This is a genomic window from Isoptericola aurantiacus, from assembly GCF_044769875.1.
GTDB classification, from domain to species: Bacteria; Actinomycetota; Actinomycetes; order Actinomycetales; family Cellulomonadaceae; genus Isoptericola; species Isoptericola aurantiacus.
On record NZ_JBJBAE010000001.1, the window covers coordinates 869,878 to 894,055 of the forward strand.

General features: G+C 74.4%; 32 protein-coding genes. 22 read left to right on the plus strand and 10 right to left on the minus strand.

Going from position 1 to position 24,178, the window contains the following annotated elements:
- Positions 1-13: 13 nt before the first annotated feature.
- The 10 genes from ACIQLL_RS03970 to ACIQLL_RS04015 all read left to right on the plus strand — a co-directional run bounded on the left by ACIQLL_RS03970 (position 14) and on the right by ACIQLL_RS04015 (position 9,189).
- On the plus strand, positions 14-640 hold the full coding sequence (locus tag ACIQLL_RS03970; RefSeq protein ID WP_402463571.1) for a GntR family transcriptional regulator: 627 nt from the start codon (positions 14-16) through the stop codon (positions 638-640).
- Positions 641-779: 139 nt separating this feature from the next.
- Complete coding sequence (locus ACIQLL_RS03975; protein WP_402463574.1) at positions 780-1,787, plus strand: ABC transporter substrate-binding protein; 1,008 nt, start codon at positions 780-782, stop codon at positions 1,785-1,787.
- Between the two features lie 83 nt (positions 1,788-1,870).
- Positions 1,871-2,719: an ABC transporter permease gene (locus tag ACIQLL_RS03980; RefSeq protein WP_402463577.1), complete on the plus strand. Its 849-nt coding sequence runs from the start codon at positions 1,871-1,873 to the stop codon at positions 2,717-2,719.
- The gene (locus ACIQLL_RS03985) at positions 2,716-3,501 is read left to right on the plus strand and encodes an ABC transporter permease (protein WP_402463580.1); all 786 of its coding nucleotides are present in this window, start codon (positions 2,716-2,718) and stop codon (positions 3,499-3,501) included. Before ACIQLL_RS03980 ends, ACIQLL_RS03985 begins: the two co-directional genes overlap by 4 nt.
- Before the next feature lie 2 nt (positions 3,502-3,503).
- Complete coding sequence (locus ACIQLL_RS03990) at positions 3,504-4,367, plus strand: ABC transporter ATP-binding protein (RefSeq protein WP_402463583.1); 864 nt, start codon at positions 3,504-3,506, stop codon at positions 4,365-4,367.
- On the plus strand, positions 4,364-5,119 hold the full coding sequence (locus ACIQLL_RS03995) for a 4-carboxy-4-hydroxy-2-oxoadipate aldolase/oxaloacetate decarboxylase (protein ID WP_402463586.1): 756 nt from the start codon (positions 4,364-4,366) through the stop codon (positions 5,117-5,119). Before ACIQLL_RS03990 ends, ACIQLL_RS03995 begins: the two co-directional genes overlap by 4 nt.
- Positions 5,116-6,168: a PrpF domain-containing protein gene (locus tag ACIQLL_RS04000; protein ID WP_402463589.1), complete on the plus strand. Its 1,053-nt coding sequence runs from the start codon at positions 5,116-5,118 to the stop codon at positions 6,166-6,168. The genes ACIQLL_RS03995 and ACIQLL_RS04000 overlap by 4 nt, the downstream gene beginning before the upstream one ends.
- 80 nt (positions 6,169-6,248) lie before the next feature.
- Positions 6,249-7,253 (plus strand): VOC family protein, encoded by a 1,005-nt coding sequence (locus ACIQLL_RS04005; RefSeq protein WP_402463591.1) that lies wholly within the window; start codon positions 6,249-6,251, stop codon positions 7,251-7,253.
- Entirely contained in the window at positions 7,250-8,164 is a 915-nt protein-coding gene (locus ACIQLL_RS04010; protein ID WP_402463594.1) for a DUF1932 domain-containing protein, read from the plus strand. Before ACIQLL_RS04005 ends, ACIQLL_RS04010 begins: the two co-directional genes overlap by 4 nt.
- Positions 8,161-9,189 (plus strand): amidohydrolase family protein, encoded by a 1,029-nt coding sequence (locus ACIQLL_RS04015; RefSeq protein WP_402463596.1) that lies wholly within the window; start codon positions 8,161-8,163, stop codon positions 9,187-9,189. Before ACIQLL_RS04010 ends, ACIQLL_RS04015 begins: the two co-directional genes overlap by 4 nt.
- 70 nt (positions 9,190-9,259) lie before the next feature.
- On the opposite strand, the gene ACIQLL_RS04020 is transcribed toward ACIQLL_RS04015, so the two are convergent.
- On the minus strand, positions 9,260-10,417 hold the full coding sequence (locus ACIQLL_RS04020; protein WP_402463598.1) for a PQQ-dependent sugar dehydrogenase: 1,158 nt from the start codon (positions 10,415-10,417) through the stop codon (positions 9,260-9,262).
- 12 nt (positions 10,418-10,429) lie between these two features.
- Positions 10,430-10,954, minus strand: a complete 525-nt coding sequence (locus ACIQLL_RS04025; RefSeq protein ID WP_402463600.1) for a nitroreductase/quinone reductase family protein — start codon at positions 10,952-10,954, stop codon at positions 10,430-10,432.
- On the opposite strand from ACIQLL_RS04025, the gene ACIQLL_RS04030 reads away from it, so the two are divergent.
- Together ACIQLL_RS04030 and ACIQLL_RS04035 are read left to right on the plus strand one after the other, a co-directional pair.
- On the plus strand, positions 10,953-11,729 hold the full coding sequence (locus tag ACIQLL_RS04030) for a thioesterase family protein (protein ID WP_402463602.1): 777 nt from the start codon (positions 10,953-10,955) through the stop codon (positions 11,727-11,729). The genes ACIQLL_RS04025 and ACIQLL_RS04030 overlap by 2 nt on opposite strands.
- 101 nt (positions 11,730-11,830) lie before the next feature.
- The gene (locus tag ACIQLL_RS04035; RefSeq protein ID WP_402463604.1) at positions 11,831-12,658 is read left to right on the plus strand and encodes an aldo/keto reductase; all 828 of its coding nucleotides are present in this window, start codon (positions 11,831-11,833) and stop codon (positions 12,656-12,658) included.
- On the opposite strand, the gene ACIQLL_RS04040 is transcribed toward ACIQLL_RS04035, so the two are convergent.
- Positions 12,643-13,218 (minus strand): TetR/AcrR family transcriptional regulator, encoded by a 576-nt coding sequence (locus ACIQLL_RS04040; RefSeq protein WP_402463605.1) that lies wholly within the window; start codon positions 13,216-13,218, stop codon positions 12,643-12,645. The genes ACIQLL_RS04035 and ACIQLL_RS04040 overlap by 16 nt on opposite strands.
- A 74-nt stretch (positions 13,219-13,292) precedes the next feature.
- Between ACIQLL_RS04040 and ACIQLL_RS04045 the strand changes: the two genes are divergently transcribed.
- The 7 genes from ACIQLL_RS04045 (at position 13,293) to ACIQLL_RS04075 (ending at position 18,265) form a co-directional block, all read left to right on the plus strand.
- Positions 13,293-14,342 (plus strand): zinc-binding dehydrogenase, encoded by a 1,050-nt coding sequence (locus ACIQLL_RS04045; RefSeq protein WP_402463607.1) that lies wholly within the window; start codon positions 13,293-13,295, stop codon positions 14,340-14,342.
- 127 nt (positions 14,343-14,469) lie between these two features.
- Positions 14,470-14,949, plus strand: coding sequence for a DUF2975 domain-containing protein (locus ACIQLL_RS04050; RefSeq protein WP_402463609.1), 480 nt, complete (start codon positions 14,470-14,472; stop codon positions 14,947-14,949).
- Positions 14,949-15,215 (plus strand): helix-turn-helix domain-containing protein, encoded by a 267-nt coding sequence (locus ACIQLL_RS04055; protein WP_402463611.1) that lies wholly within the window; start codon positions 14,949-14,951, stop codon positions 15,213-15,215. Before ACIQLL_RS04050 ends, ACIQLL_RS04055 begins: the two co-directional genes overlap by 1 nt.
- Before the next feature lie 2 nt (positions 15,216-15,217).
- Positions 15,218-16,414 (plus strand): NAD(P)/FAD-dependent oxidoreductase, encoded by a 1,197-nt coding sequence (locus tag ACIQLL_RS04060; RefSeq protein WP_402463613.1) that lies wholly within the window; start codon positions 15,218-15,220, stop codon positions 16,412-16,414.
- Positions 16,415-16,470: 56 nt separating this feature from the next.
- Positions 16,471-16,917, plus strand: coding sequence for an alternative ribosome rescue aminoacyl-tRNA hydrolase ArfB (arfB, locus tag ACIQLL_RS04065; protein ID WP_402463615.1), 447 nt, complete (start codon positions 16,471-16,473; stop codon positions 16,915-16,917).
- A gap of 15 nt (positions 16,918-16,932) precedes the next feature.
- Entirely contained in the window at positions 16,933-17,535 is a 603-nt protein-coding gene (locus ACIQLL_RS04070; protein ID WP_402463617.1) for an AAA family ATPase, read from the plus strand.
- Positions 17,536-17,581: 46 nt separating this feature from the next.
- On the plus strand, positions 17,582-18,265 hold the full coding sequence (locus ACIQLL_RS04075; protein WP_402463619.1) for an HAD family hydrolase: 684 nt from the start codon (positions 17,582-17,584) through the stop codon (positions 18,263-18,265).
- On the opposite strand, the gene ACIQLL_RS04080 is transcribed toward ACIQLL_RS04075, so the two are convergent.
- The gene (locus ACIQLL_RS04080) at positions 18,262-19,959 is read right to left on the minus strand and encodes an FAD-dependent oxidoreductase (protein ID WP_402463621.1); all 1,698 of its coding nucleotides are present in this window, start codon (positions 19,957-19,959) and stop codon (positions 18,262-18,264) included. The two genes, ACIQLL_RS04075 and ACIQLL_RS04080, sit on opposite strands and share 4 nt — an antisense overlap.
- A gap of 145 nt (positions 19,960-20,104) precedes the next feature.
- Here ACIQLL_RS04080 and ACIQLL_RS04085 point away from each other — a divergent pair, with 145 nt between their 5' ends.
- Positions 20,105-20,389 carry a UBP-type zinc finger domain-containing protein gene (locus ACIQLL_RS04085; RefSeq protein ID WP_402463623.1) on the plus strand — a complete coding sequence of 95 codons (285 nt, stop codon included), beginning with the start codon at positions 20,105-20,107 and terminating at the stop codon, positions 20,387-20,389.
- Positions 20,390-20,417: 28 nt separating this feature from the next.
- Here ACIQLL_RS04085 and rpmF read toward each other — a convergent pair whose 3' ends face one another.
- Genes rpmF through rpmB form a run of 6 tightly spaced genes read right to left on the minus strand, consistent with a single transcriptional unit; the run spans position 20,418 to position 21,734 of the window.
- On the minus strand, positions 20,418-20,585 hold the full coding sequence (rpmF, locus tag ACIQLL_RS04090) for a 50S ribosomal protein L32 (RefSeq protein WP_402463625.1): 168 nt from the start codon (positions 20,583-20,585) through the stop codon (positions 20,418-20,420).
- Between the two features lie 14 nt (positions 20,586-20,599).
- Positions 20,600-20,722, minus strand: coding sequence for a type B 50S ribosomal protein L36 (gene ykgO / locus ACIQLL_RS04095; RefSeq protein WP_402463627.1), 123 nt, complete (start codon positions 20,720-20,722; stop codon positions 20,600-20,602).
- The gene (locus ACIQLL_RS04100) at positions 20,719-21,009 is read right to left on the minus strand and encodes a type B 50S ribosomal protein L31 (RefSeq protein WP_402463629.1); all 291 of its coding nucleotides are present in this window, start codon (positions 21,007-21,009) and stop codon (positions 20,719-20,721) included. Before ACIQLL_RS04100 ends, ykgO begins: the two co-directional genes overlap by 4 nt.
- Positions 21,010-21,025: 16 nt before the next feature.
- The gene (rpsN, locus tag ACIQLL_RS04105; protein WP_402463631.1) at positions 21,026-21,331 is read right to left on the minus strand and encodes a 30S ribosomal protein S14; all 306 of its coding nucleotides are present in this window, start codon (positions 21,329-21,331) and stop codon (positions 21,026-21,028) included.
- Positions 21,331-21,498, minus strand: coding sequence for a 50S ribosomal protein L33 (gene rpmG, locus ACIQLL_RS04110; protein ID WP_402463633.1), 168 nt, complete (start codon positions 21,496-21,498; stop codon positions 21,331-21,333). The genes rpsN and rpmG overlap by 1 nt, the downstream gene beginning before the upstream one ends.
- Positions 21,498-21,734 carry a 50S ribosomal protein L28 gene (rpmB, locus tag ACIQLL_RS04115; RefSeq protein WP_402464620.1) on the minus strand — a complete coding sequence of 79 codons (237 nt, stop codon included), beginning with the start codon at positions 21,732-21,734 and terminating at the stop codon, positions 21,498-21,500. The genes rpmG and rpmB overlap by 1 nt, the downstream gene beginning before the upstream one ends.
- A 62-nt stretch (positions 21,735-21,796) precedes the next feature.
- Here rpmB and ACIQLL_RS04120 point away from each other — a divergent pair, with 62 nt between their 5' ends.
- Together ACIQLL_RS04120 and ACIQLL_RS04125 are read left to right on the plus strand one after the other, a co-directional pair.
- Positions 21,797-22,957 carry a GTP-binding protein gene (locus tag ACIQLL_RS04120; protein WP_402463635.1) on the plus strand — a complete coding sequence of 387 codons (1,161 nt, stop codon included), beginning with the start codon at positions 21,797-21,799 and terminating at the stop codon, positions 22,955-22,957.
- A gap of 131 nt (positions 22,958-23,088) precedes the next feature.
- Positions 23,089-24,150 (plus strand): YihY/virulence factor BrkB family protein, encoded by a 1,062-nt coding sequence (locus ACIQLL_RS04125; protein WP_402463637.1) that lies wholly within the window; start codon positions 23,089-23,091, stop codon positions 24,148-24,150.
- Positions 24,151-24,178: the final 28 nt, after the last annotated feature.

The following is a 24,178-nucleotide window of genomic DNA, read 5'->3' on the forward strand; positions in this document are numbered from 1 at the left end:
CGAAGGGGTTTCCATGGCGACCGATGTCCGGGTCCAGGACGAGCTGCGGGCGGCGGTGCTGCGGGGTGAGTTCGCACCACGCCAGCGGCTGGTCGAGGTCGAGCTCTGCGAGCAGTTCGACGCCAGCCGCTTCGCCGTCCGCGCCGCGCTGCTGGCGCTCGAGTCCGAGGGGCTCGTCGAGCGCCAGCCCAACCGGGGGGCGCGCATCCGCGAGATCAGCCTGGACGAGGCGATCGAGATCTCCGAGATCCGCCGCGTCGTCGAAGGGCTGGTAGCGGCGCGCGCGGCCGAGCTCGTCGACGACGACGCCGCCGAGCGGCTGCAGGAGATCGGCCGCCAGATGCACGCCGCCCTGGCCGCCGGCGAACCCACCGTCTACAGCGACCTCAACGCGACGCTGCACCAGAGCCTGCGGGACATCGCGGGCCACGACACGGCCAACCGGATCATCGCCCAGCTCCACGGCCAGATGGTGCGCCACCAGTTCGCGCTGTCCCGGGTGCCGGGCCGGACCGCGGTGTCGATCCAGCAGCACCAGCGCATCATCGACACCGTCTGCGCCCGCGACCCCGCGGCGGCCGAGGCGGCGATGCGCGACCACATCTCCTCGGTCATCGAGGCGCTGCGAACGCTCGCGTAGAGCGCTGACCTGCACCGACACCGTAACCTTCCGGCCGTGACCAATCCGTAGCCTTCATGGGCTCCAATATTGTCAACAATCCTGTTAACGTCTCTCCTGTCAGCTCTCGACGACGAGGGCACTCTCGAGGAGGAGAACCATGCACGGATCGACACGTGGTCACGCGGGGACCCGACGCCGCATCGCCGGCGCCGTCGGCGTCCTGGGAATGCTCGCTGCACTCACCGCCTGCAGCGGGAGCGACGAACCGTCCGACGACGGCAGCGCCATGAGCGAGGACGGCGGCACCACGGCCGTCACGGTCGGCGTCATCCCCATCGTCGACGTCGCACCCATCTACCTCGGCGTCGACCAGGGCTTCTTCACCGACCAGGGGCTCGACGTCACGCTCGAGACCGCACAGGGCGGCGCCGCCATCGTCCCCGCCGTCGTCTCGGGCCAGTACCAGTTCGGCTTCAGCAACTCGACCTCGCTGCTGCTGGCCACCTCCAGTGACCTCGCCCTGCAGGCCGTCACGGCCGGCGTCGCCACCACCGGCGAGGAGGGCGCCGACTTCGGGGGCGTCGTCGTCCCGGCCGACAGCGACATCGAGTCCGTGGCCGACCTCGCCGGCAAGACCGTCGCGGTGAACACGCTCAACAACATCAACACCACGACCATCAACCAGGCGGTGCGCGACGCCGGCGGCGACCCGTCGACGATCACCTACACCGAGCTCGGTTTCCCCGACATCGTCCCCGCCGTCGCGCAGGGCGACGTCGACGCCGGCCAGGTCGTCGAGCCCTTCCTGTCCGCGGCCGAGGCGCAGGACATGCGCCAGATCGTGTCGAACTATGCCGCCGCGGACCCGGACCTGACGATCAGCATGTACTTCACCTCCGACCAGTTCGCCCAGGAGGACCCCGACACCGTCGAGCAGTTCACCGCCGCGATGAACGAGTCCCTGGAGTACGCCGACGCCCACCCGGACGAGGTGCGCGAGATCCTCGGCACCTACACCGACATGGACGCCGCGACGCTGGACGCCCTGACGCTTCCGCGGTGGCCCACCGAGATCGACACCGACTCGATCCAGCTGCTCGCCGACCTGGCCGTCACCGACGGCGTCCTCGACGAGGCCCCCGACCTGGACGCGCTGCTGCCCTGACCCCGCCGCGCCGGGGGTCGCGACGTCGCGACCCCCGGCCGAGCTCCTCGCGCCCACGGCGCGAGGCGGAGAGGAAGTACCGGATGACCACCACAGTCCCCGCGGCCCCGCCACCGACGGCGGCGGCGCGTCCGGCGCCGCGACGCCGGTCCGTCGCCTCGGGGCGGCTGCGCGACGCCGCGCTCGGCACGGGCGGAGTCCTCGCCGTCGTCCTCCTCGAGGAGCTCCTGACCCGCACCGGGGTGATCGACCCGGACTACCTGCCCCCGTTCACCGTGATGCTGGGTGCGCTCGCCGAGGAGCTGGGCCGGCCCGACTTCTGGACCGCCCTGCTGGACACCCTGGGCGGGTGGGCGATCGGCCTGACGCTCGCCATGGTGCTCGGCACCGTCGGCGGCATCGTCATCGGCAGCCTGCCCCTCGTGCGGGAGCTCACCGCCTCCACCATCGAGTTCCTGCGGCCCATCCCGTCGGTGGCGCTCATCCCGCTGGTGGTGCTGCTGTTCGGCACCGAGCCGGCGTCGGCCATCACCCTGGTGGTGTACGCCGCCTTCTGGCAGGTGCTCGTCCAGGTGCTCTACGGCGTGGCCGACGTCGACCCCGTGGCCCGCGACACCGCACGCTCCTACCGCTTCTCCCGCGTGCGCGTCGCGCGGTCCGTCATCTGGCCCACCGCCCTGCCCTACGTGGTGACCGGCTTCCGGCTGGCCGCCTCGGTCGCGCTGATCCTCGAGATCACCGCCGAGCTGGTGATCGGCGTCCCCGGCCTCGGTCGGGAGATCGGCGTCGCCCAGAGCTCGGGCGCCGTGCCCAAGACCTATGCCCTCGTCCTCGTCGTGGGCCTGATCGGAGTCGCCGTGAACCTCCTCGCTCGCGCGGTCGAGAACCGCGTCCTCGCCTGGCACCCCTCGGTGCGGATGGCGGCGGCATGAGGCCCGACCAGCTCCCGCGCCGCGTCCTGGCGGCCGTCGCCCTGCCGCTCGTCCTGCTCGCCGCGTGGTGGGTCGCCAGCGCCGGCTCCACCAGCATCTACTGGCCGTCGCTGCAGACCATCCTGCAGACCTTCCCCGAGACCTGGACCTGGGAACGGATCACCCACGACGTGCTGCCCAGCCTCGGACGGCTCGGCACCGGCTACCTCGTGGCCCTCGCGGCCGGGGTCGTCGCCGGCACGGCGATCGGCCTGACCCGCACGCTGCGGGTCGCCGCCGAACCCACCCTGGAGTTCTTCCGTGCGATCCCCCCGCCCGTCCTGGTGCCCGTCATCGCGCTGTTCGCCGGGTACACGGGATCGACGTCGAAGATCATCACCATCGCGCTCGGCTGCCTGTGGCCGATCCTGCTCAACACCGTCGAGGGCGTGCGCGGACTGGAGCCCGTGCTCCTCGACACCGCGCGCAGCTACCGGCTCGGCACCCGTCGCCGGCTGCAGTACGTCGTGCTGCCGGGTGCCGCCCCGCGCATCGTCACCGGCGCGCGCCAGGCCCTGTCGATCGGCGTGATCCTCATGGTCATCAGCGAGCTGTTCGGTGCCACCCGGGGACTGGGCGCCGCGGTCGTCCAGTTCCAGCGCAGCTTCGCCATCCCGCAGATGTGGACGGGCATCATCCTGCTCGGCCTCATCGGGGTGGTCCTGTCCCTGATCTTCCGCGTCGTCGAGAACCGCGTGCTGGCCTGGTACCAGGGCCAGCGCGCCATGGAACGAGGAGCCTGACCATGCCGCTGACCCGACCCGTGCGCGACGCCGCCACGACCGGCGGTCCCGCCGCACCCGACACCGTCGCCGCCCTGGACGTGCGCGGTGTGCGCAAGACGTACGAGAGCCCGCAGCGCACCGTCGAGGCCATCCACGACCTGACGTTCGACGTCGGGCCCGGCGAGCTCGTCTGCGTCGTCGGCCCCTCCGGCGCCGGCAAGACGACCCTGCTGCGCTGCATCGCCGGCCTCCTGGGTGTCAGCGCGGGCGAGGTGCGTCTGGACGGCCGGTCCGTGACCGGGCCGCCCGCCGACATGGCGGTCGTCTTCCAGGAGTACGGTCGCAGCCTCTTCCCGTGGATGACCGTGGCGCAGAACGTCGAGCTCCCCCTGAAGGAGAAGGGGCTCTCGCGCTCCGACCGGCGCGCGAAGACCCGCGAGGCCCTCGAGGCCGTCGGCCTGTCGGACAGCGCGGACGCCCACCCGTGGCAGCTCTCGGGCGGGATGCAGCAGCGCGTCGCCATCGCCCGCGCCATCGCCTACGAGCCCACGGTGCTGCTCATGGACGAGCCGTTCGCCGCCGTCGACGCCCAGACGCGGGCCGACCTGGAGGACCTCGTGCGGTCGCTGTGGAAGCGGCTCGGCGTCACGGTCCTGTTCGTCACCCACGACATCGACGAGGCGGTCTACCTCGGCCAGCGGGTGCTCGTGCTGTCCAATCGACCGACGGTCCTGATGGAGGACGTCCGCATCGACCTGCCGGCCGAGCGCGACCAGCTCACCACCCGTTCCGACGCCCGGTTCGGCGAGCTGCGCGGCCAGGTCTACACCCTCATCCAGCAGGCCAAGCAGGGGGTCCGGCCCGACGACGGCGGTGCCGCATGAGCGCGGGGACCGCGCCGTCCGCACGGCCCGGGCGGGCCCGGGCCCAGGCGCGCGGCCTGGTGCTGACCGATGCGCCGCGCGCCGACGCGGAGCTCGTCGCCGAGCTCGGCCGGCACGGGGTGGCCACGGTGCACGAGGCGCTGGGCCGCACCGGCAGTCTCGGCGCCGAGCTGCGCCCGATCCAGCAGGACGTGCGGGTCTCCGGCACCGCGGTGACCGTGCTGTGCTGGCCCGGCGACAACCTCATGATCCACGCGGCCGTGGAGCAGTGCCGTCCCGGCGACCTGCTCGTCGTCGCGGCGGCCGCACCGTCCACGCACGGCATGTTCGGCGAGCTGTTCGCCACGGCACTGGCCCGGCGCGGCGTCGTCGGCCTCGTCATCGACGCGGGCGTGCGCGACACCGCCGAGCTGCGGCAGATGGGCTTCCCGGTGTGGGCCCGCCACGTCTCGGCCGAGGGCACCGTGAAGTCCACCGCCGGCTCGGTGAACGTCCCGGTGGTGATCGCGGGCCAGGTGATCGAGGCGGGCGACGTCGTCGTGGCCGACGACGACGGCGTCGTCGTGGTCGGGCGGGACGAGGCCGCGCGCGCCGTGGCCGCCACCCGGGCCCGCGTGGCCAAGGAGGAGGCCAGCCGCACCGCGTTCGAGGCCGGGCAGCTCGGTCTGGACCGCTACGGCCTGCGCCCGCTGCTGGCCGACCTGGGCGTGACCTATCAGCGCTACGACGACGCGGCCCCGGGTGCGTCGTGACCGGCGTCCCGCTGGCCCTCATGCGGGGCGGCACCTCCAAGGGGATCGTCGTGCTGGCCGACGACGTCCCGGCAGACCCTGCCGCCCGCGACGACCTGCTGCTGCGACTCCTGGGCAGCCCCGACGCGCGCCAGATCGACGGGCTCGGCGGTGCCCATCCCCTGACCAGCAAGGTCGCCGTGGTGTCCTCGTCCGCCCACGACGACGCCGACGTCGACTACCTGTTCCTGCAGGTGGCCGTCGACGAACCGGTCGTCTCGACCTCGCAGACGTGCGGGAACATGCTGGCCGCCGTCGGCCCGTTCGCGGTGCTGCGCGGGCTCGTCCCGGCGGGCGGCAGCGCCACCGAGGTACGTGTCCGCCTCGTCAACACCGGGGCGCTCGCGACCCTGACGCTGCGCACCCCCGGCGGCCGGGTCACGTTCGAGGGCACGACGGCGATCTCCGGGGTGCCCGGGACGGCCGCACCGGTGGAGGTCGCCCTCGCGCCGTCGTCAGCCCCGCTGCTGCCGACCGGTGCGGTCGTGGACAGGGTGGCGGGCGCTCCCGTGACGCTGATCGACGCCGGCATGCCGTCCGTGCTGATCCGCGCGGACGACCTGGGCGTGCGGGGCGACGAGCCCCCGGAGGCCCTGGAGTCGGACGACGGTCTGGTGGCCCGGGTGGCCGCGATCCGGGCCGAGGCGTTCGAGCGCCTGGGCCTGACCGGGACGCCGGCGTCGACCACGACGCCCAAGATCGTGCTCGTCTCCTCCCCCGCCGACCGCGGATCGGTCCGCACCCGCAGCTTCATCCCGCACCGCGTGCACGAGGCGATCGGGGTGCTGGGCGCCGCGAGCGTCGCCGCCGCGGTGCGCCTGCCCGGCACCGTCGCCGCCGACGTCGCCGACGTGCCGGCGTCGTCCGACCCGGTGCGGGTCGAGCACCCGACGGGCTACCTCGACCTGTACGTCGACACCTCGCCCGGCGACCCGCCCGGCATCGCCGCGGTCCGCGTCGTGCGGACCGCCCGCCTGCTGGCCGAGGCCACCGCCTACCCGCGACCCTGAGCAGCACGGCACACCGCCCCGCGGACCACATCGACCCCAGCACGAGCACCGCCTGCAGCAGCGACCCGGAGGAACCCACCGTGACGACGTCGTTCGGACAACTCGCCCACCTCGGCCACGCCGAGCTCCTCACCCCCGACCTGGACGCCACCGTCTGGTTCTGCACCGAGATCCTCGGCATGACCGAGACGGCGCGCGACGGCGACGCCGCGATGCTGCGCACCTGGGACGACTACGAGCAGACCAGCGTCGTCGTGCGGGCGGCACCCCACGCGGGGGTCGGACGCGTGGGCCTGCGCACGTCGTCGCCCGAGGCGCTGGAGGCGCGGGCCGCGGCGCTGCTGGCCGCCGGTCACGAGGGCCGGTGGGAGGACGGCGTGGCCGGTACCGGCCGCACGTTCGTCACCCGCGACCCCGACGGCCACGAGATCGGCCTCTACCACGACACCACCTGGTACACCGCGCCCGACCACCTGCGGCCCGGGCTGAAGAACCAGCCGCAGGCCAAGCCGGGACGTGGCGTCGCCGTGCGGCGGTTCGACCACGTCAACTACCTGGCCGCCGACGTGCAGGCCAACGCCGAGTTCCACGCCGACCTGCTGGGGGCCCGGGCCACCGAGGAGATCCGCATGGACGACGGCCACGTCGCGGCGCGGTGGCTGACCTACACGAACAAGTCCTACGACGTGGTCTACACCGAGGACTGGACCGGGGCCTCGGGGCGCCTGCACCACCTGGCGTTCGCGACCGACACCCGTGAGGACATCCTGCGTGCCGCCGACCTGTGCCTCGACCAGGGCGTGCCGATCGAGACCGGACCGCACAAGCACGCGATCCAACAGACGTTCTTCCTCTACGTGTTCGAGCCGGGCGGCAACCGCATCGAGCTCTGCAACCCCGTCACCCGACTCGTGCTGGCGCCGGACTGGCCGCTGATCACGTGGACCGAGCCGGAGCGGGCCAAGGGACAGGCCTGGGGTCTGAAGACCATCGAGTCCTTCCACACCCACGGCACCCCGGCCGCCGCGGGCACGGACGACCGGCGGTACCGGCCGGCGGCGCTCGCCCGCCGGGGGGACGCATGAGACGGGTCGCGCTGCTCGGTCTCGGCGAGGCCGGCCGGGTGCTGGCCGAGGATCTGCTCGCGCTCGGCGACGTCGAGGTCGCGGCGTGGGACGTCGCGTTCGGCGACGCGGGCAGCCCGGCCGCCCGGAACGGCTCGGAGCTGGAGGTCCGGAGGGCGTCGTCGGCCGCCGAGGCGGTCGCGGACGCCGAGCTGGTGCTCGGTGCGGTCACCGCCGACCAGACGGACCACGCGGCGCAGGACGCCGCCACCGGACTGGCTCCGGACGCGTTCTACCTCGACATCTCCTCCAGCTCGCCGGGCCGCAAGGCGCACGCCGCCCGCACGGTGGACGACGCCGGGGCCTGCTACGTCGAGGCGGCCCTCATGGCGTCGATCGGCCCTCGACGGTGCGCGTCGCCGTTCCTGCTGGGCGGTCCGCACGCGGCCGCGTTCGCCGCTGTCGCGGCGTCGTGGGGCCTGACCGACGTGACCGTGGTCGGCGCCGTCGTGGGACGCGCCGCCGCGACCAAGCTGTGCCGCTCGGTGATCGTCAAGGGCATGGAGGCCCTGTTCACCGAGTCGCTGCTGGCGGCACGGCGGTACGGCGTCGGGCAGGAGGTGCTGGACTCCCTGCCCACCGCCCTGCCCGCCGGGGACTGGGAGCGGCTCGCCGGCTACCTCGTCACCCGGTCCGTGCAGCACGGCGAGCGACGGGCAGAGGAGATGGCCGAGGCCGCCCGCACGGTCGCCGCGACCGGGGTCGAGCCCTGGATGTCCCGGGCCACCGTGGAGCGGCAGCGCTGGGCCGGACGGTTCGGGCAGGTGCTGTCCGTCGAGGGGACCACGGAGCTCGTCGACGCCCTGCTCGAAGCGGCGGCGCTGGACGACTCACGGCCGGACGGCACGCGAGCGGGGGGCGGCAGCGCATGATCATCGACTGCCACGGCCACTACACCACCGCGCCCGCCGCGCACACCGCCTGGCGCGAGCAGCAGCTCGACGCCTGGCACGCGGGTGCGTCCGCCCCGGCGTACCCGCAGATCTCCGACGACGAGATCCGCGAGTCGATCGAGTCGAACCAGCTCCGGCTGCTGCGCGAGCGCGGCGCGGACGCCACGCTGTTCTCCCCGCGGGCCTCGGCGATGGCCCACCACCGCGGCGACCTGGCGACCAGCACCGCCTGGGCTCAGGCCTGCAACGACCTGGTGGCGCGGGTGGCAGGCCTGTATCCCGGCACGTTCGTGCCCGTGTGCCAGCTCCCGCAGGCCGTCGGCGCCGGCTCGGAGGCCGCCGTCGACGAGCTGGAACGCTGCGTCGCGGCGGGGTTCGTCGGCTGCAACCTCAACCCGGACCCCAGCGGCGGCCACTGGACCGCTCCCCCGCTGACCGACCGCTCCTGGTACCCGCTGTACGAGCGGATGGTCGAGCTCGACGTCCCCGCGATGATCCACGTCTCGGCCAGCGACAACCCTGCGTTTCACGCCACCGGGGCGCACTACCTCGCCGCGGACACCACGGCGTTCATGCAGCTCGTGCAGGGGGACCTCTTCGCCGACTTCCCCACGCTGCGCCTGGTGATCCCGCACGGCGGGGGCGCCGTGCCCTACCACTGGGGCCGCTACCGCGGGCTGGCCGACATGCTCGGCACGCCGGACCTGGCCACGCACGTGATGCGCAACGTCTTCTTCGACACCTGCGTCTACCACCAGCCGGGCATCGACCTGCTGCTGTCGGTGATCGACCCGGTCAACGTGCTCTTCGGCTCGGAGATGGTGGGGGCGGTGCGCGGGGTCGACCCGACGACGGGCCACCCCTTCGACGACACCCTGCGCTACGTCCGGGCGGCCGGGCTCCCCGCGGCCGACCTCGAGGCGGTCCTGGCCGGGAACGCGCTGCGGGTCTACCCCCGGCTCGCCGCGGCGCTGCGGTCGCGGGGCGCCGGGGTCGCGAACTGACCGCCGAGCGTCTCCGTTCGGGTCGGATCGAGGGTTGACCCGACCCGAACAGAGACGCTCGGCGGACCGGTCACCCCACCGGGACGGCCAGGATCCGGTCGTCCTCGGGCGCCGGCGACCCGCGCCCGTCGGTGTTGTTCGTGACGAACCACAGGTCGCCGTCGGGGCCGGGCAGGACGTCGCGCAGGCGACCGTACTCCCCGGCGTAGAGCTCGGTCGCGGTCGAGGGGTCGCCGACGGGGACGGCGCGCAGCACCTGCCCGCGCAGGTTCGCGAGGTACAGCGTGCCCTCCAGGTACGCCATCCCGCTGGGGCTCGCCTCCGACGGCTCCCACTGCTGCACCGGGTCCACGTACTCGCCGACCTCGGCGATCCCCTCGACCTCGGGCCAGCCGTAGTTCGCACCCGGGGCGATGACGTTCAGCTCGTCCCAGGTGTCCTGGCCGAACTCCGTGGCGAACAGCGTGCCGTCGTCGGACCACGCCAGGCCCTGGACGTTGCGGTGGCCGTAGCTGTACACGAGCGAGCCGTCGAACGGGTTGTCGTCGGGGACTCCTCCGTCCAGGGTCATGCGCAGGATCTTCCCGCCGAGCGAGTCCAGGTCCTGCGCGCTGTCCCGGTCCCCCGCGTCACCGACGGTCGCGTAGAGCATCCCGTCCGGCCCGACGGCGAGCCGGCCGCCGTCGTGGAAGCTCGCCGAGGGCAGCCCGTCCAGGATCGTCGTCGGCTCCCCCAGCCGGAGCGAACCCGGCCCTCCCGACAGCCCGTAGCGCTGGATGCGGTTGCCGTCCGGTCCCGTGGAGTAGACGAACAACCGGCCGGCGTCGTCCAGCGCCAGGCCGAGCAGCCCGCCCTCCCCCGCGGTGTCCACGCCCTCCACGGTCCCGACCTCGCGCGCGGTGCCGTCGAGGTCCAGCGCGAGGATGCGGGCGCTGTCCCGCTCGCTGACCAGGGGCGTGCCGTCGAGCAGCACCACCGACCACGGCGCGGCCAGCCCCGTCGCCACGACCGTCGGCTCGCCGGAGGGTGCCGGGCCGTCGTCGGGCTCGGCGTCCGGGGACGACGGCGGCACGGACGCCGCGTCCGAGGCTCCGGCCGGCGCGGTGGCCGGCTCGGGACTCGGGCTCGCGGCCGGTCCGCTGCCCGGGGTGCACCCGGCCAGCAACGCCCCGGCCGCGGCCAGGAGCACGAGCCGCAGCGTCAGGTCAGAGCCCCGGGTGCCCGTCATCGATCTGGCGCGTCACCCGGCGGCGCCGCGGCGACGCAGCGCGAGCACGGGGATCGTCCGGGTGGTCCGCCGCTCGTAGTCGGCGAACCCCGAGCTGTGTCGCGTGAAGCGCGCCCAGGCCGCGTCTCGCTCGGCGCCGGTCAGGTCGGTCGCGTGCACCGGGACCGTGCCGTCGTCGGGCGTCTCGATGTCGACGTCCGGGTGGGCGAGGAGGTTGTGGTACCAGTCCGGGTTGTCGGGGGCGCCCGCCTTCGAGGCGGCGACCAACCACGTGTCCGTGCCGTCGGGGAGGCCCATCACGGGCGTGACCCGCTCGGTCCCGCTCTTCGCCCCCACGTGGTGCAGCAGGACGAGGTGGCGGCCGAACCCGGCCGTCGTGACCGTCCCGCCGTGGGCTCGGAACTCGTCGATGATCGTCTGGTTGAAGTCCGGCACCGAGGCTCCCTGGGTCGGATGGGTGTCTGACCGTCCCAGCATGCCGCCTGCCGTCGTGGTCGACGACTCGGACCCGGCCGGACCTGCCAGGATGACCTGCATGGCAGCCTACTTCCGCCGGACCGGCCCGACGGCGTTCGACCCGTCCCCCGACGTCGGCGGCGCCTGGAACACCGCCGAGCAGCACGTCGCGCCGACGTTCGGACTGCTCACGCACCTGGTCGAGTCCGACCGCCTCGCGCGCGGCCGCGAGGACCTGGCCCCCACACGGCTGTCGTTCGACGTCTGGGGCCCCTACCCCCTGGCCCGCATGGACACCACGGTCCGGGTGCTGCGCCCGGGCCGCGGCGTCGAGCTCGTCGAGGCCGCGGTCTCCTGCGGCGGCCGCCAGGTCGCCACGCTGCGCGCCTGGCTCAGCGCGTCCGGGGACACCTCGGCGCTGGCCGCCGGCATCCCGGCGCCGGTGCCCGGACCGCAGGACACGCCGGCCTGGGACCCGACGACGGACTGGCCCGGCGGGTTCGTCGCGTCCATCGAGGTGCGCCGCGAGCTGGCCGAACCCGGCCGGGGCCGGGTGTGGGCGCGCACGGACGTGCCGCTGCTCCAGGACGAGGAGGTCGGGCCCCTGGCCCGGACCGCGGGCCTGCTGGACGTGGCCAACGGGATGACGGTGCGCGCCGATCCGCGCCGGGTCGCCTTCCCCAACCTCGACCTGACGGCGCACCTGTTCCGGGTGCCGGTGGGTGGCTGGCTCGGCCTGGACACCAGCGTCACCTTCGGGCCCGCCGGCGCGGGCCTGACGTCCGCCGTCCTGCACGACACCACCGGGCCGTTCGGCCTGCTGGCGCAGTCGCTGGTGGTGCGCCCGCTCGGCTGAGCTCCCGGACGGCCCCGCCCGACGCAGTCGCCCCGGGCGACGAACCGTCGCGTCCGGCGTACGGTCGGTCGGGCACCACCCGACCGCACGAGGAGGACCCGATGACCGCCGCCCCCAACGACCCGCTGACCCTGCCCCGGATCGGGTTCGGCACCGCCGCCCTGCACGGTCAGGACGGCGTCCGCGCGATCTCGACGGCGCTCGAGGCGGGGTACCGCCTGATCGACTCGGCGTTCAACTACGAGAACGAGGGGGCCGTGGGCGCCGCCGTGCGCGCCGCCGGCGTGCCGCGCGACGAGGTGCTCGTCACCTCCAAGCTGCCCGGCCGGCACCACGCCCACGACGCCGCGGTCGCGACCGTCGAGGAGAGCGTCTACCGCACCGGCCTGGACCACCTCGACCTGTACCTCATCCACTGGCCCAACCCCTCCCGCGACCAGTACGTCGAGGCCTGGCAGGCCCTGATCGAGGCGCGCGACCGCGGGCTGGTGCGCGCGATCGGCGTGTCCAACTTCCTGCCGGAGCACATCGACCGGCTGGTGGCCGAGACGGGCGTGACGCCGGCGGTGAACCAGGTCGAGCTGCACCCCTACTTCCCGCAGGACGACCAGCTCGCCTACGACGCCGACCACGGCATCGTCACGCAGGCCTGGAGCCCCATCGGACGCGCGAACGAGATGCTGCAGGACCCGGTGCTGACCGGCATCGCCCGGGACCACGGCATCAGCGTGGCGCAGGTGATCCTGGCCTGGCACGCCCGCCGTGGCGTCCTGCCGCTGCCGAAGGCGAGCACGCCGGAGCGGCAGCAGCAGAACCTGGCCGCGATCGACCTGGAGCTCTCGGACGCCGACATGGCGGCGATCGCGGGGCTCGCCCGGCCCGACGGCCGCAACAACGACCAGGACCCGGCGGCCTACGAGGAGCTCTGAGCGGCGGCCCGCACGAGCTCGCGCGCCAGGGCGGCGCTGTCCTCGCCGGTGTCGAGCGGGAGCGGCCGGGTGGCCAGCGTCCCCTCGTGCAGCACCAGGAGGCGCCTCGCCAGGGCGGCGGGCCGGACGCACCCGGCCGCGGTGGCGAGCTGTTCGAAGAGCCTCAGCAGCCAGAGCTTCTGGTCCGTGGCGATCCGGTGGGCGGGGTGCGCGGGATCCGGCAGCTCGGCCAGTGCGTTGATGAAGGCGCAGCCGCGGCCGTCCGGGGTGCTCCACGTCCGCAGGGCGTCGAACGGAGCGGTGACGGCGGCGACCTGGTCGTCGTGGGCGTCGACGGCGGCGCGGACGTGGGCCCTCCAGCGCTCGTCGCGTGCGGACAGGTACGCCGCCACGAGGTTGTCCTTGGAGCCGAACTGGTTGTAGAGCGTCCGCTTGGTGACTCCTGAACGCTCGGCGACGAGGTCCACGCCGACCGCGGTGAGTCCCCGCTCGTAGAACAGCTCCTCGGCGGCCTCCAGGATGCGGTGCCCGGCCGCCGTCATGGGTCGTGCTCGCTCCACCGCCGCCCTCCTTCACAGATCGGTGTACCGTGGTCGATGTTTACCGATCAGTGTACGTCGAGGAGGTCCCAGCGATGAGTATCCCCACCACGATGCGTGCGGTCCGGATCACCGAGCACGGGAGCCCCGAGGTCCTCGAGCACGTCGAGGTCCCGGTGCCTGCCCTCCGGGCGGACGAGGTGCTGGTCTCGGTCCGTGCGGTCGCGCTCAACAACACCGACCTGTGGACACGGGAGGGCGCCTACGGCCGCGCCGGTGACCCCACGGCCCTCTCGGGCTGGCGGGGCCCCGTGGACTTCCCCCGCATCCAGGGCGCCGACGTCGCCGGACGGGTCGTGGCCGTCGGCGACGGCGCGGATCCCGGCCTCGTCGGACGCCGCGTCGTCGTCGACCCCGCGATCTACGACGGCGCCGGTCCCGAAGCGAACCCGATCGGCCTCATGGGCAGCGAGCGCGACGGCGGCTACGCCGAGCTCGTGACCGCGCCGGCGGCGCGGGCGCACGACGTGACGGACTCCGCCCTGACCGACGACCAGCTCGCCTCGCTGCCAACCGCCTACGGCACGGCGCTGGGCATGATCGAGCGCGGTCGGCTGCGCCAGGGCGAGACCGTGCTGGTCTCCGGCGCCTCCGGCGGCGTGGGCCTGGCCCTGGTGCAGCTCGCCCGCGCGCGCGGCGCCCGCGTGGTCGCGATCAGCAGCGGGTCCAAGATCGACGCCGTCCGCGAGGCCGGCGCGCACGAGGTCGTCGACCGCGCGCAGGACGTCGTCGCGCAGGTCCGCGCCGCGGCACCCGAGGGGATCGACGTCGGGCTGGACGTCGTCGCCGGTGACCTGGTGAGCGACGGGCTGCCGCTGCTGCGCGAAGGGGGTCGGTGGGTGATCGCCGGCGCGCTCGGCGGCTACGCCGTCGACCTCGACGTACGCCGCCTGTACCTGCACAACGCGCAGGTGATCGGGTCGGCGATGCACACGCCTCGGCACTTCGAGCTGCTCATGGACCTCGCCCGCGAAGCGGCGGTCCGGCCCGTCGTCGCCGCGGCGTTCCCGCTGGACCAGGCCGCCCGCGCCCAGGAGGAGCTCGCCCGCCGGCGGCACGTCGGCAAGATCGTCCTGCACCCGTAACCGCCTGCTCCGCCCGGCCCGGGCGGGTGGCGCGACCTGGCGGCGACTCCGTGAAGACCTCGTGCAGACATCGGAAGACGATCACAATCTGTTGACTTTCGATAGGTGCGTCCGGGAGTCTCGGCCCATGTCCAGGACACATCGCCTCGTCGTCCCGCTCCGGGTCCTGCTCGCCGCCGTCCTCGGCACGCTCGTCGTCGCCCAGGTCGCCGTCCTGCCGTCGGTCTTCGCCCGCATGGCCGAGCAGTCCCCCGACCTCGCCGGCCTGCGCTGGCCGCTGCTGGTGCTCGGCGTCGTCGTGCTCGCCTGCGTCGAGGTGGTCCTGGTGTGCGCCTGGCGTCTGCTGACGCTGGTGGGTGACGGCCGGATCTTCTCCGACGCCGCGTTCGGCTGGGTCGACGCGATCCTCGGCGCGGTCGGGGTCGCCTGGGTGCTGGTGCTCGTCGCGTGCGTCCTGACCGCCGCGGCCGAGGGGCTCTCCGGGATCGCGGCCCTGCTGCTCGTGGTGCTGCTGGTGGGTGCCGCCGTCGGGCTCCTCATGGTGGTGCTGCGCGCCCTGCTCGTGCAGGCCACCACGCTGCGCACCGACCTGGACGCGGTGATCTGATGCCGATCGTCGTGCGCATCGACGTCGAGCTCGCCCGCCGCAAGATGAGCGTCGGCGAGTTCGCCGAACGGGTCGGGCTCACTCCCGCCAATGTGGCCGTCCTGAAGAACGGCCGCGCCAAGGCCGTGCGGTTCTCCACGCTCGAGGCGATGTGCCGCGTGCTCGGCTGCCAGCCCGGCGACCTCCTCGAGTGGGTCGACGACGAGCCCGACGACGGCGCCGGCCGGCGGCGGCACGCGGCACCCCGAGACACGGCGGGGTCCTGACCGTGCCCGCCGGACGCGTCCCCGGGACGGACGTCCTCGTCGTCGGCGGCGGGCTGGCCGGGCTGCACACCGCCACCGCGCTCGCCCGCCGCGGCCACGACGTCGTCCTCGCCGAGCGCCGCACGCGCCTCGACGGCACCGTGCGGACCACCGGCATCTTCGTGCGCCGCACCCTGACGGACTTCGACCTGCCGCCGCAGCACCTGGGTCCCGCGATCCGCCGCATGGTCCTCTACCCGCCGTCGCACCGCCGCCCCGTCGTCCTGGACAGCGCCCACGACGAGTACCGCGTGGGCGACATGGCCCCGCTCTACCGCACACTGGCGCAGGACGCCGCCGCCGCCGGCGTGCGGGTCCTGCTGGGCACCCGGTTCGCGGGGCGCCGGGACGGCCGGCACGCGCTGCACGGCCCGGACGGCACCACCGAGATCCGCGCCCGGTTCGTCGTGGGGGCCGACGGCGCACGGTCGGCCGTCGCACGCGAGCTCGGCCTCGACCGCAACCGCGAGCTGCTCGTCGGTGCCGAGGAGGTCTACCCCGCCGGCGGCCGCGACGTCGTCCCCGCCTTCCACTGCGTGGTGGACCCCCGCCTCGCTCCGGGCTACCTCGCCTGGGTGCTCGACGACGGCGAGCACGTGCACGTCGGGGTGGCCGGGTACGCCGACCGGTACCCGCGCGGGATGCGGCAGGCGCTGCGGGAGTTCGCCGCCACGGCGCCCGGGCTCGACGGCGTCCCCCGGCCGGACGGCGGAGGCGTTCCCCCGGGCGGCGCGGTGCCCGACGACGGCGCGCGGCCGGGCGCCGTCGGGCCGGCACCGGTGGAGCGGCGTGGCGGGCCGATCCCCGTGGGCGGACTGCTGCGCCGGATCGCGAGCCCGCACGGGCTGCTGGTCGGCGACGCGGCCGGCGCCGTCTCCCCGCTGACGGCCGGCGGCCTGGACCCGTGCCTGCGGCTGTCCGAGCATGCCGTCGACGTCCTCGACGAGGCGTTGCGCACCGGACGCCGGGACGCCCTGCGCCGGTACGACGGCGCCGCCCTGCGGGCGCGGTTCCGGGGGCGGCTGACGATGCGCCGCGGGCTGGCGATGGTACGCACCCCGGCGACCGCCGCCGTCGGGGTCGCACTGCTCCGCACGCCGCCGGGCCGGGCCGCCGCCCGGCGGATCCTGTTCGGGAGCGGGTCGTTCCCGGACCCGTAGCGGGCGTCGCCGGCAATGGACGTGACCACCGGCGTCGACGGCGGCACCATGGAGGCATGCCCGCTCCCGTCCGGTCCGGCCTCGCCGTCAGCCCCGCCCTCACCATCCCCCGGGCGGAGCTCTCCGAGCGGTTCTCCCGGTCCTCCGGTCCCGGCGGCCAGGGCGTGAACACCACCGACTCCCGGGTGGAGCTCTCCTGGGACGTGGAACGGTCCGCCGTGCTGGGCAGCAGCCAACGGCGCCGCCTCACCGAGCGGCTCGGCGACCGCCTCGTCGCCGGCGTCCTGACCGTCACCGCCTCGGAGCACCGGGAGCAGCGCCGGAACCGGGACGCGGCCGCCCGGCGCCTGGCGGCCCTGGTCGCCGACGGGCTCGCCGCTCCCCCGCGGCCGCGCCGGCCGACCCGCCGCACCCGCGGCTCGCAGGAGCGCCGGCTGGCGGCCAAGAAGCAGCGCTCGGCGACCAAGCGGCTGCGCTCGTCCGGGCGCGGGTCCGACGACTGACGGGACGAGCCCGTCGTGGACCACCTCGATCGGACGGACCGACCCGGCGCGACGGCGGGCGCGCCCTCGAGCGACCCGCCCCCGCCCGTCCGGGTGTTCCTGCTCTGCGGCCCGGCGGGATCCGGCAAGTCCACGCGGGCACGCGCCCTGGAGGCGAAGGGCTGGGCCCGGCTGTCCCTCGACGTCGCCGCCTGGCGCGAGGGATACCGGGACCACCCGCTGCCCGACGACGTCACCGTGCGGCTGAAGGCCCGGCTCCGCCAGGAGTGCGTCGAGCTCGTGCGCGCCGGGCGCGACGTCGTCGTCGACCTGTCGTTCTGGTCGCGCGCCATGCGGGACGACTACCGCGCCCTGCTGCGCCCGCTCGGGGTGGTCCCGGTGACGATCTACCTGCCCACCCCCCGCGAGGTGGTCCTCGCCCGCCTCGCCCGGCGCGCCGGCACCGGTCCCGACGACGTCGTCGTCACGCCGGAGACGGCGTCGCGCTACCTCGACGGGTTCGAGCCGCCGACGCCGGACGAGGGCCCGCTCGAGGTGCTCGAGCACCACCACGGGGCCGCGCCCGCGAGGCCTCCGGAGTGGCGCGATCACGCCGGCGACCACAGGATCGACGAATGACCCACCACGCACCCGCCCGCCCGAGGCCCACCGCCGGGACCCCCGCATGACCGGCGCCGTCCTGCTGGACGTCGACGGCACACTGGTGGACTCCAACTACCTCCAGGTCACCGCCTGGGTGCGCGCCTTCCGCGACGTCGGGATCGAGGTCGACGCCTGGCGCGTGCACCGCACGCTCGGGATGGCCGGGTCGCAGCTCGTGCCCCGCGTCGCGGAGCACAGCGGCGCCGAGCTGGCGGCCGGGGTCGCCGAGCAGGTCGAGGAGGCGCACTCCCGGCACGCCACGGAGGCGGTGCCGCTCATGCGGGTGTTCGACGGCGCACGCGAGCTGGTGCACGCGATCCGCGAGCGCGGCGCCCGCCCGGTGCTGGCGACGTCGGCGTCACCCGACATGCTCGAGCACCTGCGCGAGCTGCTCGACGTCGACGAGCCGTTGCACGCGGTGACGTCGGCGCAGGACGTCGAGGCGTCCAAGCCGGAGCCGGAGCTCGTGCAGGTCGCCCTCGACGCCGCGGGCGTCCCGCCCTCGCGGGCCGTCTTCCTGGGCGACTCCGTGTGGGACGTCCTGGCCGCCGAGCGGGCCGGGGTGCCGTGCGTCGGGCTGCTCAGCGGCGGGATCGGCGCGGACGAGCTCACCGAGGCGGGCGCCGTCGAGATCCGGACCGACGCCGCCGAGCTGCTCGCGCACCTGGACGGGAGCGCCCTGGCCGCGGTCTTCGGGGACTCCTAGCCGGCCGCTGCGCCGAACTCCTGCTCCCGCAACGAGGCCAGGTGGCTGTGGACGAGCGGGAGCACGGAGGCACCCTCGCCGGCGGCGGACGCGACCCGCTTCATCGACCCGGCCCGCACGTCGCCGACGGCGAACACGCCCCGCACGGTGGTCTCCAGGCTCGCGGGTGGTCGCCCGTCGGCCCAGGACTCCCGGGGCACGTCACGCCCGGTGAGGACGTATCCCTGGTCGTCGAGCGCGAGGTCGTCGGGCAGCCACCCGCAGTCCGGCTCCGCCCCGAGGAGGCAGAACAGCGCGTCGGCCGGGACCGTCGTCGTGTCCTGCGTGTCGAGGTCGGCGAGCCGCAGCCACTCCAGCCGGCCGTCGCCGCCGCCATCGTCCACGACCGTGCGCGCACGGGCGTCGATGTTCGGCGTGGCGTCGATCTCCCGCACCAGGTAGTCCGACATCGTCTCCGCGAGCCCGGCCCGCCGGACGAGGATCGTCACCGAGCGGGCGAACCGCGCCAGGTGGGCGGCGGCCTGCCCCGCCGAGTTCCCGCCCCCGACGACGTAGACGTCCCGGCCGGCCATCTCGCGCGCCATCGACGTCGCCGCGCCGTAGTACACGCCGGCGCCCACCAGGTCGTCCACACCGGGCACCCCGAGGCGCCGGTAGGACACCCCGGTCGCCAGGACCACCGTCCGGGCGCACATCTCGGCGCCGTCCACGGAGACGTGGTGGTGCTCCGGCTCGTGGGCCGGTCCCGGCCCGATGTGCACGGCCGCGCGCCCCGTGAAGAACCGGGCGCCGAACCGGCCCGCCTGCACCCGCGAGCGCTGCGCGAGGCGCATGCCGGAGATCCCGCGGGGGAACCCGAGGTAGTTGCGGATCATCGAGCTCGATCCCGCCTGCCCGCCGATCGCGTCCTGCTCGAGCACGATGGTGGCCAGGCCCTCGGACGCCGCGTAGACGGCCGCGGCGAGACCCGCGGGGCCGGCACCCACGACGACGACGTCGGCGACGGAGCCGGCGGGGATGGTGTCGAAGCCGCCGTACATCGCCTCGGCGACGGCGGACGGCGTCGCGGCGGTGATGATGCGGCCGTTGTAGGCGCGGGCCACCGGGAGCTGCGCACCGGGGCCGGCGGCCTCGAGCAGGGCGCGACCCTCGTCGTCGTCGGGCGCGAGCCGCCGGTTGGGGATCCCGAGACGTTCGAGCAGGTCGTGCACCGCCGCGGCCTGCCGGTCGCCCTCGGCGGCGACCACGTCCGTCGCGGTCACCGTCGGGCGCGCCACCGACCAGCCCCACTCGGACAGCAGCTCGACCAGCGCGATGTGGAACTCCTCGTCGCGGGCGCCGCGCGGGATCCCGACGAACGTGTCCATGTCCCGTCGCAGCGCGGCGGCGCGCATCTCGTCCAGGGCGTCGGAGTACTCGGCACCCGGCACCAGGGCGACCCGGCGCGCCGTCGCCACCACTCGCGGGACCTGGTGCAGCAGCTCGACCGCGGTGCCGTCGGGGAGCTGGCGCTCGGCGGCGACCATCGCGACGTCCGCGGCGGCGGCCACGAGCGCGCGCAGCCGGTCGAGCGCGGCGGCGACCGATCCGGCGCACTCGATCCGGTAGTCGCGGTCGTAGCGCGCCCGGAACTCGGCCTCGACCTCGGCCGCATGGTCACCGGCCACCAGCAGGATCACCGGACGCTCGTCCATGCGCTCAGGGTAGGCGGGGGGCGACGTCGCGGCGCGGGCTCGGCGTCGCGCGGGCTCGGCGTCGCGCGGGCCGGCGGCGTCGCGCGGGCCGGGCGACGGCGGCGTAGCGTTCGACCTGCTGGCCCCCGCGGCGGAAGGACCGGAGATGACCACCGTCTGTGCGCACTTCGACGCGCTCGTCCCGGCCGAGCCCGAGATCCGCGGGCAGTGCCCGGAGTGCGTCGCCTCCGGAAGCACCTGGGTGCACCTGCGCAGCTGCCTGACGTGCGGGCACGTGGGGTGCTGCGACTCCTCGCCCCACCGCCACGCCACCGCGCACGCCCGGCTCCGCGAGCACGTGCTCGTGCAGTCGATCGAACCCGGCGAGAGCTGGGCCTACTGCTACGCGGACGACCTGCTCGTGCCGGGCCGCGACGTCCCCCGGCGCTGACCGGGGGACGTCGCGGACGGCGTCGCCGTCAGCGAGGGTCGATCCGTCCTTCCCGCACCGCGCGTGCCAGGCGCGGCGGGACCTGGACGCTCTCCCCGTCGACGACGACCGGCACGAGCGCCGGCTCGACGCCCTTCCACCGCGCCCGCCGGTGACGCGTCCGCGAGCGGGACGTCTTGCGCTTCGGGACTGCCATGGTGACTCCTCCGCTCAGCCTTGACGCGCTTTCCAGCGCGGGTTCTGCTTGTTGATGACGAAGGTCGTGCCGCGGCGCCGCACGACCTTCGCACCGGGCTTGTGCTTCAGGGACCGCAGCGAGGCGCGGACCTTCATCGCGCACCACCGTTCCCGCCGGAGCCGTAGCGGCGACGGAACTTCTCGACCCGACCGGCGGTGTCGACCACGCGGGACGCGCCGGTCCAGAACGGGTGGCTCTCGCTGGAGATGTCGACGTCGACCACGGGGTAGGTGTTGCCGTCCTCCCACTCGATGGTCGTCCGGGGACGCCCCGGACCGGACAAGGTCTCGCCGGCGAGCGTGGAGCGCGTCAGGAACGCGAACCCGGCACTGCTGTCGCGGAAGACGACGGGGCCGTAGGTGGGGTGGATGGATTGCTTCATGGGTTCCTCCTCTGGGTCACCAGCTGGACTTGGTCACGCCGGGCAGCTCGCCGCGGTGCGCCATCTCGCGCATGCGGATGCGGGACAGCCCGAACGTGCCGAGATGGCCGCGGGGGCGGCCGTCGACGGCGTCGCGGTTGCGCAGGCGGGTGGCGCTCGCGTCGCGGGGCTGACGCTGCAGCTCCATCACGGCGACGGCGCGCTGCTCGGGCGTGCTCTCCGGTGCGGCGACGACCCGCTTGAGCTCCGCGCGGCGCTCGGCGTACTGCGCCACGACCTCGCGCCGTCGGGCATCCGCGACGATCTTGGACTTCTTGGCCATCAGCGGGTCTCCTTGAACTCGACGTGGCGCCGGACCACCGGGTCGTACTTGCGCAGCACCATGCGGTCGGGGCTGTTGCGGCGGTTCTTGCGGGTGGCGTAGGTGAAGCCGGTGCCCGCCGCGGACCGCAGCGTGACGATCGGACGCAGGTCGGCCTTGGAAGCCATCAGACCTTCTCCCCTCTGGCCCGGATGCGGGCCACGACGACGTCGATCCCGTCCCGGTCGATCGTCTTGATGCCCCGGGCGCTGACGCGCAGGGTGACGGTCCGACCCAGGGAGGGGACCCAGTAGCGCTTCCTGTGGATGTTGGGGTCGAACCGGCGCTTCGTCCGCACGTGGGAGTGCGAGATCGAGTGGCCGAACCCCGGGACGGTGCCGAGCACCTGGCAGCGGGCGGACATGATGCCCTTCCTCTTGATGCGAATGGTTCTCATCTAGCGGGTAGAGTGTCGCACGACTGATAATGGTTCTCAACTACACGGAGGCCCCGTTGATTCCCCGCCCCCGCAACACGCCTGCCCTGTGCGTGCTCGTCAGCTCCGACCCAGTGCTGCGGGACACGGCAGCCGCGAGCCTCACGCTCACCTCGCCCGGCGTCGCCGTCGTCCGCCACGACCTGCTGCCCGACGCCGGAGCGCTGCGCCGCGTCGTCGTCGACGCGACCGGCGTGGTCGAGGAGGTCACGGTGGGGCTCGCGCACCCGTGCGTGTCCTGCAGCGTCCGCGAGGACGCCGTGCCCACGCTGGCCCGGCTCGCCGCCGCCGGACGCTGGACCGACCTCGTGCTGGCGCTGCCCGTCACCGCCGAGCCGCTGCCCGTCGCGCGCGCACTGTCCGCACACGCTTCTCCCGGTGAGATGCTCGATGGCCTTCGACTCACGGCGACGGTGGCCGTGGTCGACCTCGACCAGGTCGAGGCGGACCTGCTCGGCGACGACCTCGTCGACGAACGCGGACTCGCCCTGACCGACACCGACGAACGCCCGCTCGGCGAAGCCCTCGCCGCACAGCTCGAACAGGTCGACGTCGTCGTCACCACCGGCGACGACCCGACCGGTGACGGGCTCACCGACCGCCTGCGCGCCCGGGACAGCCGGCGCATCGACGGCCTGCACGAGCTCGACGTCGCCGCGCTCGCCACCCACCGGCACGACAGCGCCGCCGCCGAGGGCCGGGCGCACCCTCTCGGCGCCCGCGACGCCCGGCGCGACCCCACGAACCCCCACGACCGCAGCTGGAGCCTGCTGCTGAAGTCTCCGCGACCGTTCCACCCCGAGCGCCTGCTCGCGCACATCGAGCACCTCGGGACCGGTCCGGTGCGCAGCCGTGGGGTCTTCCATGTCCCCGACCGTCCCGACTCGCTCTGCCTGTGGGACGGCGCCGGCGGTGCGCTGTGCGTCGCCGACCTCGGCACCTGGCAGGAGGTCGCCGCCGGACGCCCTCCGGTCACCCGCATCCTCGTCGTCGGAGCCGGCGAGCCGGCGGAGTCCGAGAAGGTTCGAGACCTGATCCTCGATGCCTTCGGCGAGTCGCTCGCCACCGGGGCGGAGGTCGACGACGGCGGCCTGCACTGGCTCGGACGGGAGGACGTGCTCGCGCCCTGGCTCGGCGCCCGCGCGGTGTGACGGCACGGGCCGGCGGCCGCCGAGCTCGAGGAAGAGGACCGGTGCGCGACGGCCTCCACAGGGTCCGCCTCGCGTTGCGGACAGCGCCGACCGCGCAGAGTCTGGTGGTCCCGACGGCACCTGGAGGGTCGATGACCGACAGCGAGCAGCACGAGGCCCGCGGGACGCGGCAGGACCAGCGCACACCCGACTCCCCCGAGGATCTGCACCGCCCGCACTGGGGCCTGGCGTTCAAGGGCGCGTTCCGCGAGTTCGGCGACGACCAGTGCACCGACCTCGCCGCCGCGCTCACCTACTACGCCGTGCTCGCCTCGGCGCCCGCGCTGCTGGCGCTGATCTCCGTCCTGGGGCTGGTCGCCGACGCCGAGGCGGCCGTGGACTCGGTGATGAACACCGTGGCGGACTTCCTGCCCGAGGAGACCCTGGGCGTCGTCGAACCGCTCGTGGACAACGCGGCGAGCTCCACGGGCGCGGGCCTCACCCTGATCCTCGGCGTCGTGCTGGCCCTCTGGTCGGCCTCCGGCTACGTGGGAGCCTTCGCACGGGCCATGAACCGCATCTACGAGGTGGACGAGGGCCGCCCGATCTGGAAGCTGCGGCCCGTCATGCTCGGCGTCACGGTGATCACCGTCCTGCTCGCGGCCCTGATCGTGGCCAGCCTCGTGCTGTCCGGCCCCGTCGCCACGGCCGTCGGCAGCGCCGTCGGGCTCGGCGACGTCGCGCTGACGGTCTGGAGCATCGCCAAGTGGCCGGTGGCGCTGCTCCTCGTCGTCATCGTGGTCGCGCTGCTCTACCACCTCACGCCGAACGTGAGGCAGCCGAAGTTCCGCTGGATCAGCGTCGGCGCCGCCGTCGCCATCCTCGTCTGGATCCTCGCGTCGGCCGCCTTCGGGTTCTACGTCAGCGCGTTCGGCAGCTACGGCTCCACGTACGGCACCCTGGGCGGCGTCATCGTGTTCCTGCTCTGGCTGTGGATCACCAACCTCGCCCTGCTCTTCGGGGCCGAGCTGGACGCCGAGCTCGAGCGCAGCCGCGAGCTGCAGGGCGGCATCGCCGCCGAGGAGACCATCCAGCTCCCCCCGCGGGACACCCGTGCCAGCGACAAGAAGGCGGCCAAGCGGGCCGACGCCGTCGCCGAGGCACGCGCGCTCCGCGGCGGCGCGGACGAGGCACGGCACCGCGACGACGCCTGACGGCGGCGACCGCACGCGCGAGGTGGCC

What these genes read in the sequence shown, in the direction of transcription:
- ACIQLL_RS03970 (WP_402463571.1), top strand. Translation starts at nt 14, where the DNA reads ATGGCGACCGATGTCCGGGTCCAGGACGAGCTGCGGGCGGCGGTGCTG.
- ACIQLL_RS03975 (WP_402463574.1), top strand. Translation starts at nt 780, where the DNA reads ATGCACGGATCGACACGTGGTCACGCGGGGACCCGACGCCGCATCGCC.
- ACIQLL_RS03980 (WP_402463577.1), top strand. Translation starts at nt 1,871, where the DNA reads ATGACCACCACAGTCCCCGCGGCCCCGCCACCGACGGCGGCGGCGCGT.
- ACIQLL_RS03985 (WP_402463580.1), top strand. Translation starts at nt 2,716, where the DNA reads ATGAGGCCCGACCAGCTCCCGCGCCGCGTCCTGGCGGCCGTCGCCCTG.
- ACIQLL_RS03990 (WP_402463583.1), top strand. Translation starts at nt 3,504, where the DNA reads ATGCCGCTGACCCGACCCGTGCGCGACGCCGCCACGACCGGCGGTCCC.
- ACIQLL_RS03995 (WP_402463586.1), top strand. Translation starts at nt 4,364, where the DNA reads ATGAGCGCGGGGACCGCGCCGTCCGCACGGCCCGGGCGGGCCCGGGCC.
- ACIQLL_RS04010 (WP_402463594.1), top strand. Translation starts at nt 7,250, where the DNA reads ATGAGACGGGTCGCGCTGCTCGGTCTCGGCGAGGCCGGCCGGGTGCTG.
- ACIQLL_RS04015 (WP_402463596.1), top strand. Translation starts at nt 8,161, where the DNA reads ATGATCATCGACTGCCACGGCCACTACACCACCGCGCCCGCCGCGCAC.
- ACIQLL_RS04020 (WP_402463598.1), bottom strand. Translation starts at nt 10,417, where the DNA reads ATGACGGGCACCCGGGGCTCTGACCTGACGCTGCGGCTCGTGCTCCTG.
- ACIQLL_RS04030 (WP_402463602.1), top strand. Translation starts at nt 10,953, where the DNA reads ATGGCAGCCTACTTCCGCCGGACCGGCCCGACGGCGTTCGACCCGTCC.
- ACIQLL_RS04025 (WP_402463600.1), bottom strand. Translation starts at nt 10,954, where the DNA reads ATGCAGGTCATCCTGGCAGGTCCGGCCGGGTCCGAGTCGTCGACCACG.
- ACIQLL_RS04035 (WP_402463604.1), top strand. Translation starts at nt 11,831, where the DNA reads ATGACCGCCGCCCCCAACGACCCGCTGACCCTGCCCCGGATCGGGTTC.
- ACIQLL_RS04045 (WP_402463607.1), top strand. Translation starts at nt 13,293, where the DNA reads ATGAGTATCCCCACCACGATGCGTGCGGTCCGGATCACCGAGCACGGG.
- ACIQLL_RS04050 (WP_402463609.1), top strand. Translation starts at nt 14,470, where the DNA reads ATGTCCAGGACACATCGCCTCGTCGTCCCGCTCCGGGTCCTGCTCGCC.
- ACIQLL_RS04055 (WP_402463611.1), top strand. Translation starts at nt 14,949, where the DNA reads ATGCCGATCGTCGTGCGCATCGACGTCGAGCTCGCCCGCCGCAAGATG.
- arfB (WP_402463615.1), top strand. Translation starts at nt 16,471, where the DNA reads ATGCCCGCTCCCGTCCGGTCCGGCCTCGCCGTCAGCCCCGCCCTCACC.
- ACIQLL_RS04075 (WP_402463619.1), top strand. Translation starts at nt 17,582, where the DNA reads ATGACCGGCGCCGTCCTGCTGGACGTCGACGGCACACTGGTGGACTCC.
- ACIQLL_RS04080 (WP_402463621.1), bottom strand. Translation starts at nt 19,959, where the DNA reads ATGGACGAGCGTCCGGTGATCCTGCTGGTGGCCGGTGACCATGCGGCC.
- ACIQLL_RS04085 (WP_402463623.1), top strand. Translation starts at nt 20,105, where the DNA reads ATGACCACCGTCTGTGCGCACTTCGACGCGCTCGTCCCGGCCGAGCCC.
- rpmF (WP_402463625.1), bottom strand. Translation starts at nt 20,585, where the DNA reads ATGGCAGTCCCGAAGCGCAAGACGTCCCGCTCGCGGACGCGTCACCGG.
- ykgO (WP_402463627.1), bottom strand. Translation starts at nt 20,722, where the DNA reads ATGAAGGTCCGCGCCTCGCTGCGGTCCCTGAAGCACAAGCCCGGTGCG.
- ACIQLL_RS04100 (WP_402463629.1), bottom strand. Translation starts at nt 21,009, where the DNA reads ATGAAGCAATCCATCCACCCCACCTACGGCCCCGTCGTCTTCCGCGAC.
- rpsN (WP_402463631.1), bottom strand. Translation starts at nt 21,331, where the DNA reads ATGGCCAAGAAGTCCAAGATCGTCGCGGATGCCCGACGGCGCGAGGTC.
- rpmG (WP_402463633.1), bottom strand. Translation starts at nt 21,498, where the DNA reads ATGGCTTCCAAGGCCGACCTGCGTCCGATCGTCACGCTGCGGTCCGCG.
- rpmB (WP_402464620.1), bottom strand. Translation starts at nt 21,734, where the DNA reads ATGTCCGCCCGCTGCCAGGTGCTCGGCACCGTCCCGGGGTTCGGCCAC.
- ACIQLL_RS04120 (WP_402463635.1), top strand. Translation starts at nt 21,797, where the DNA reads ATGGTTCTCAACTACACGGAGGCCCCGTTGATTCCCCGCCCCCGCAAC.
- ACIQLL_RS04125 (WP_402463637.1), top strand. Translation starts at nt 23,089, where the DNA reads ATGACCGACAGCGAGCAGCACGAGGCCCGCGGGACGCGGCAGGACCAG.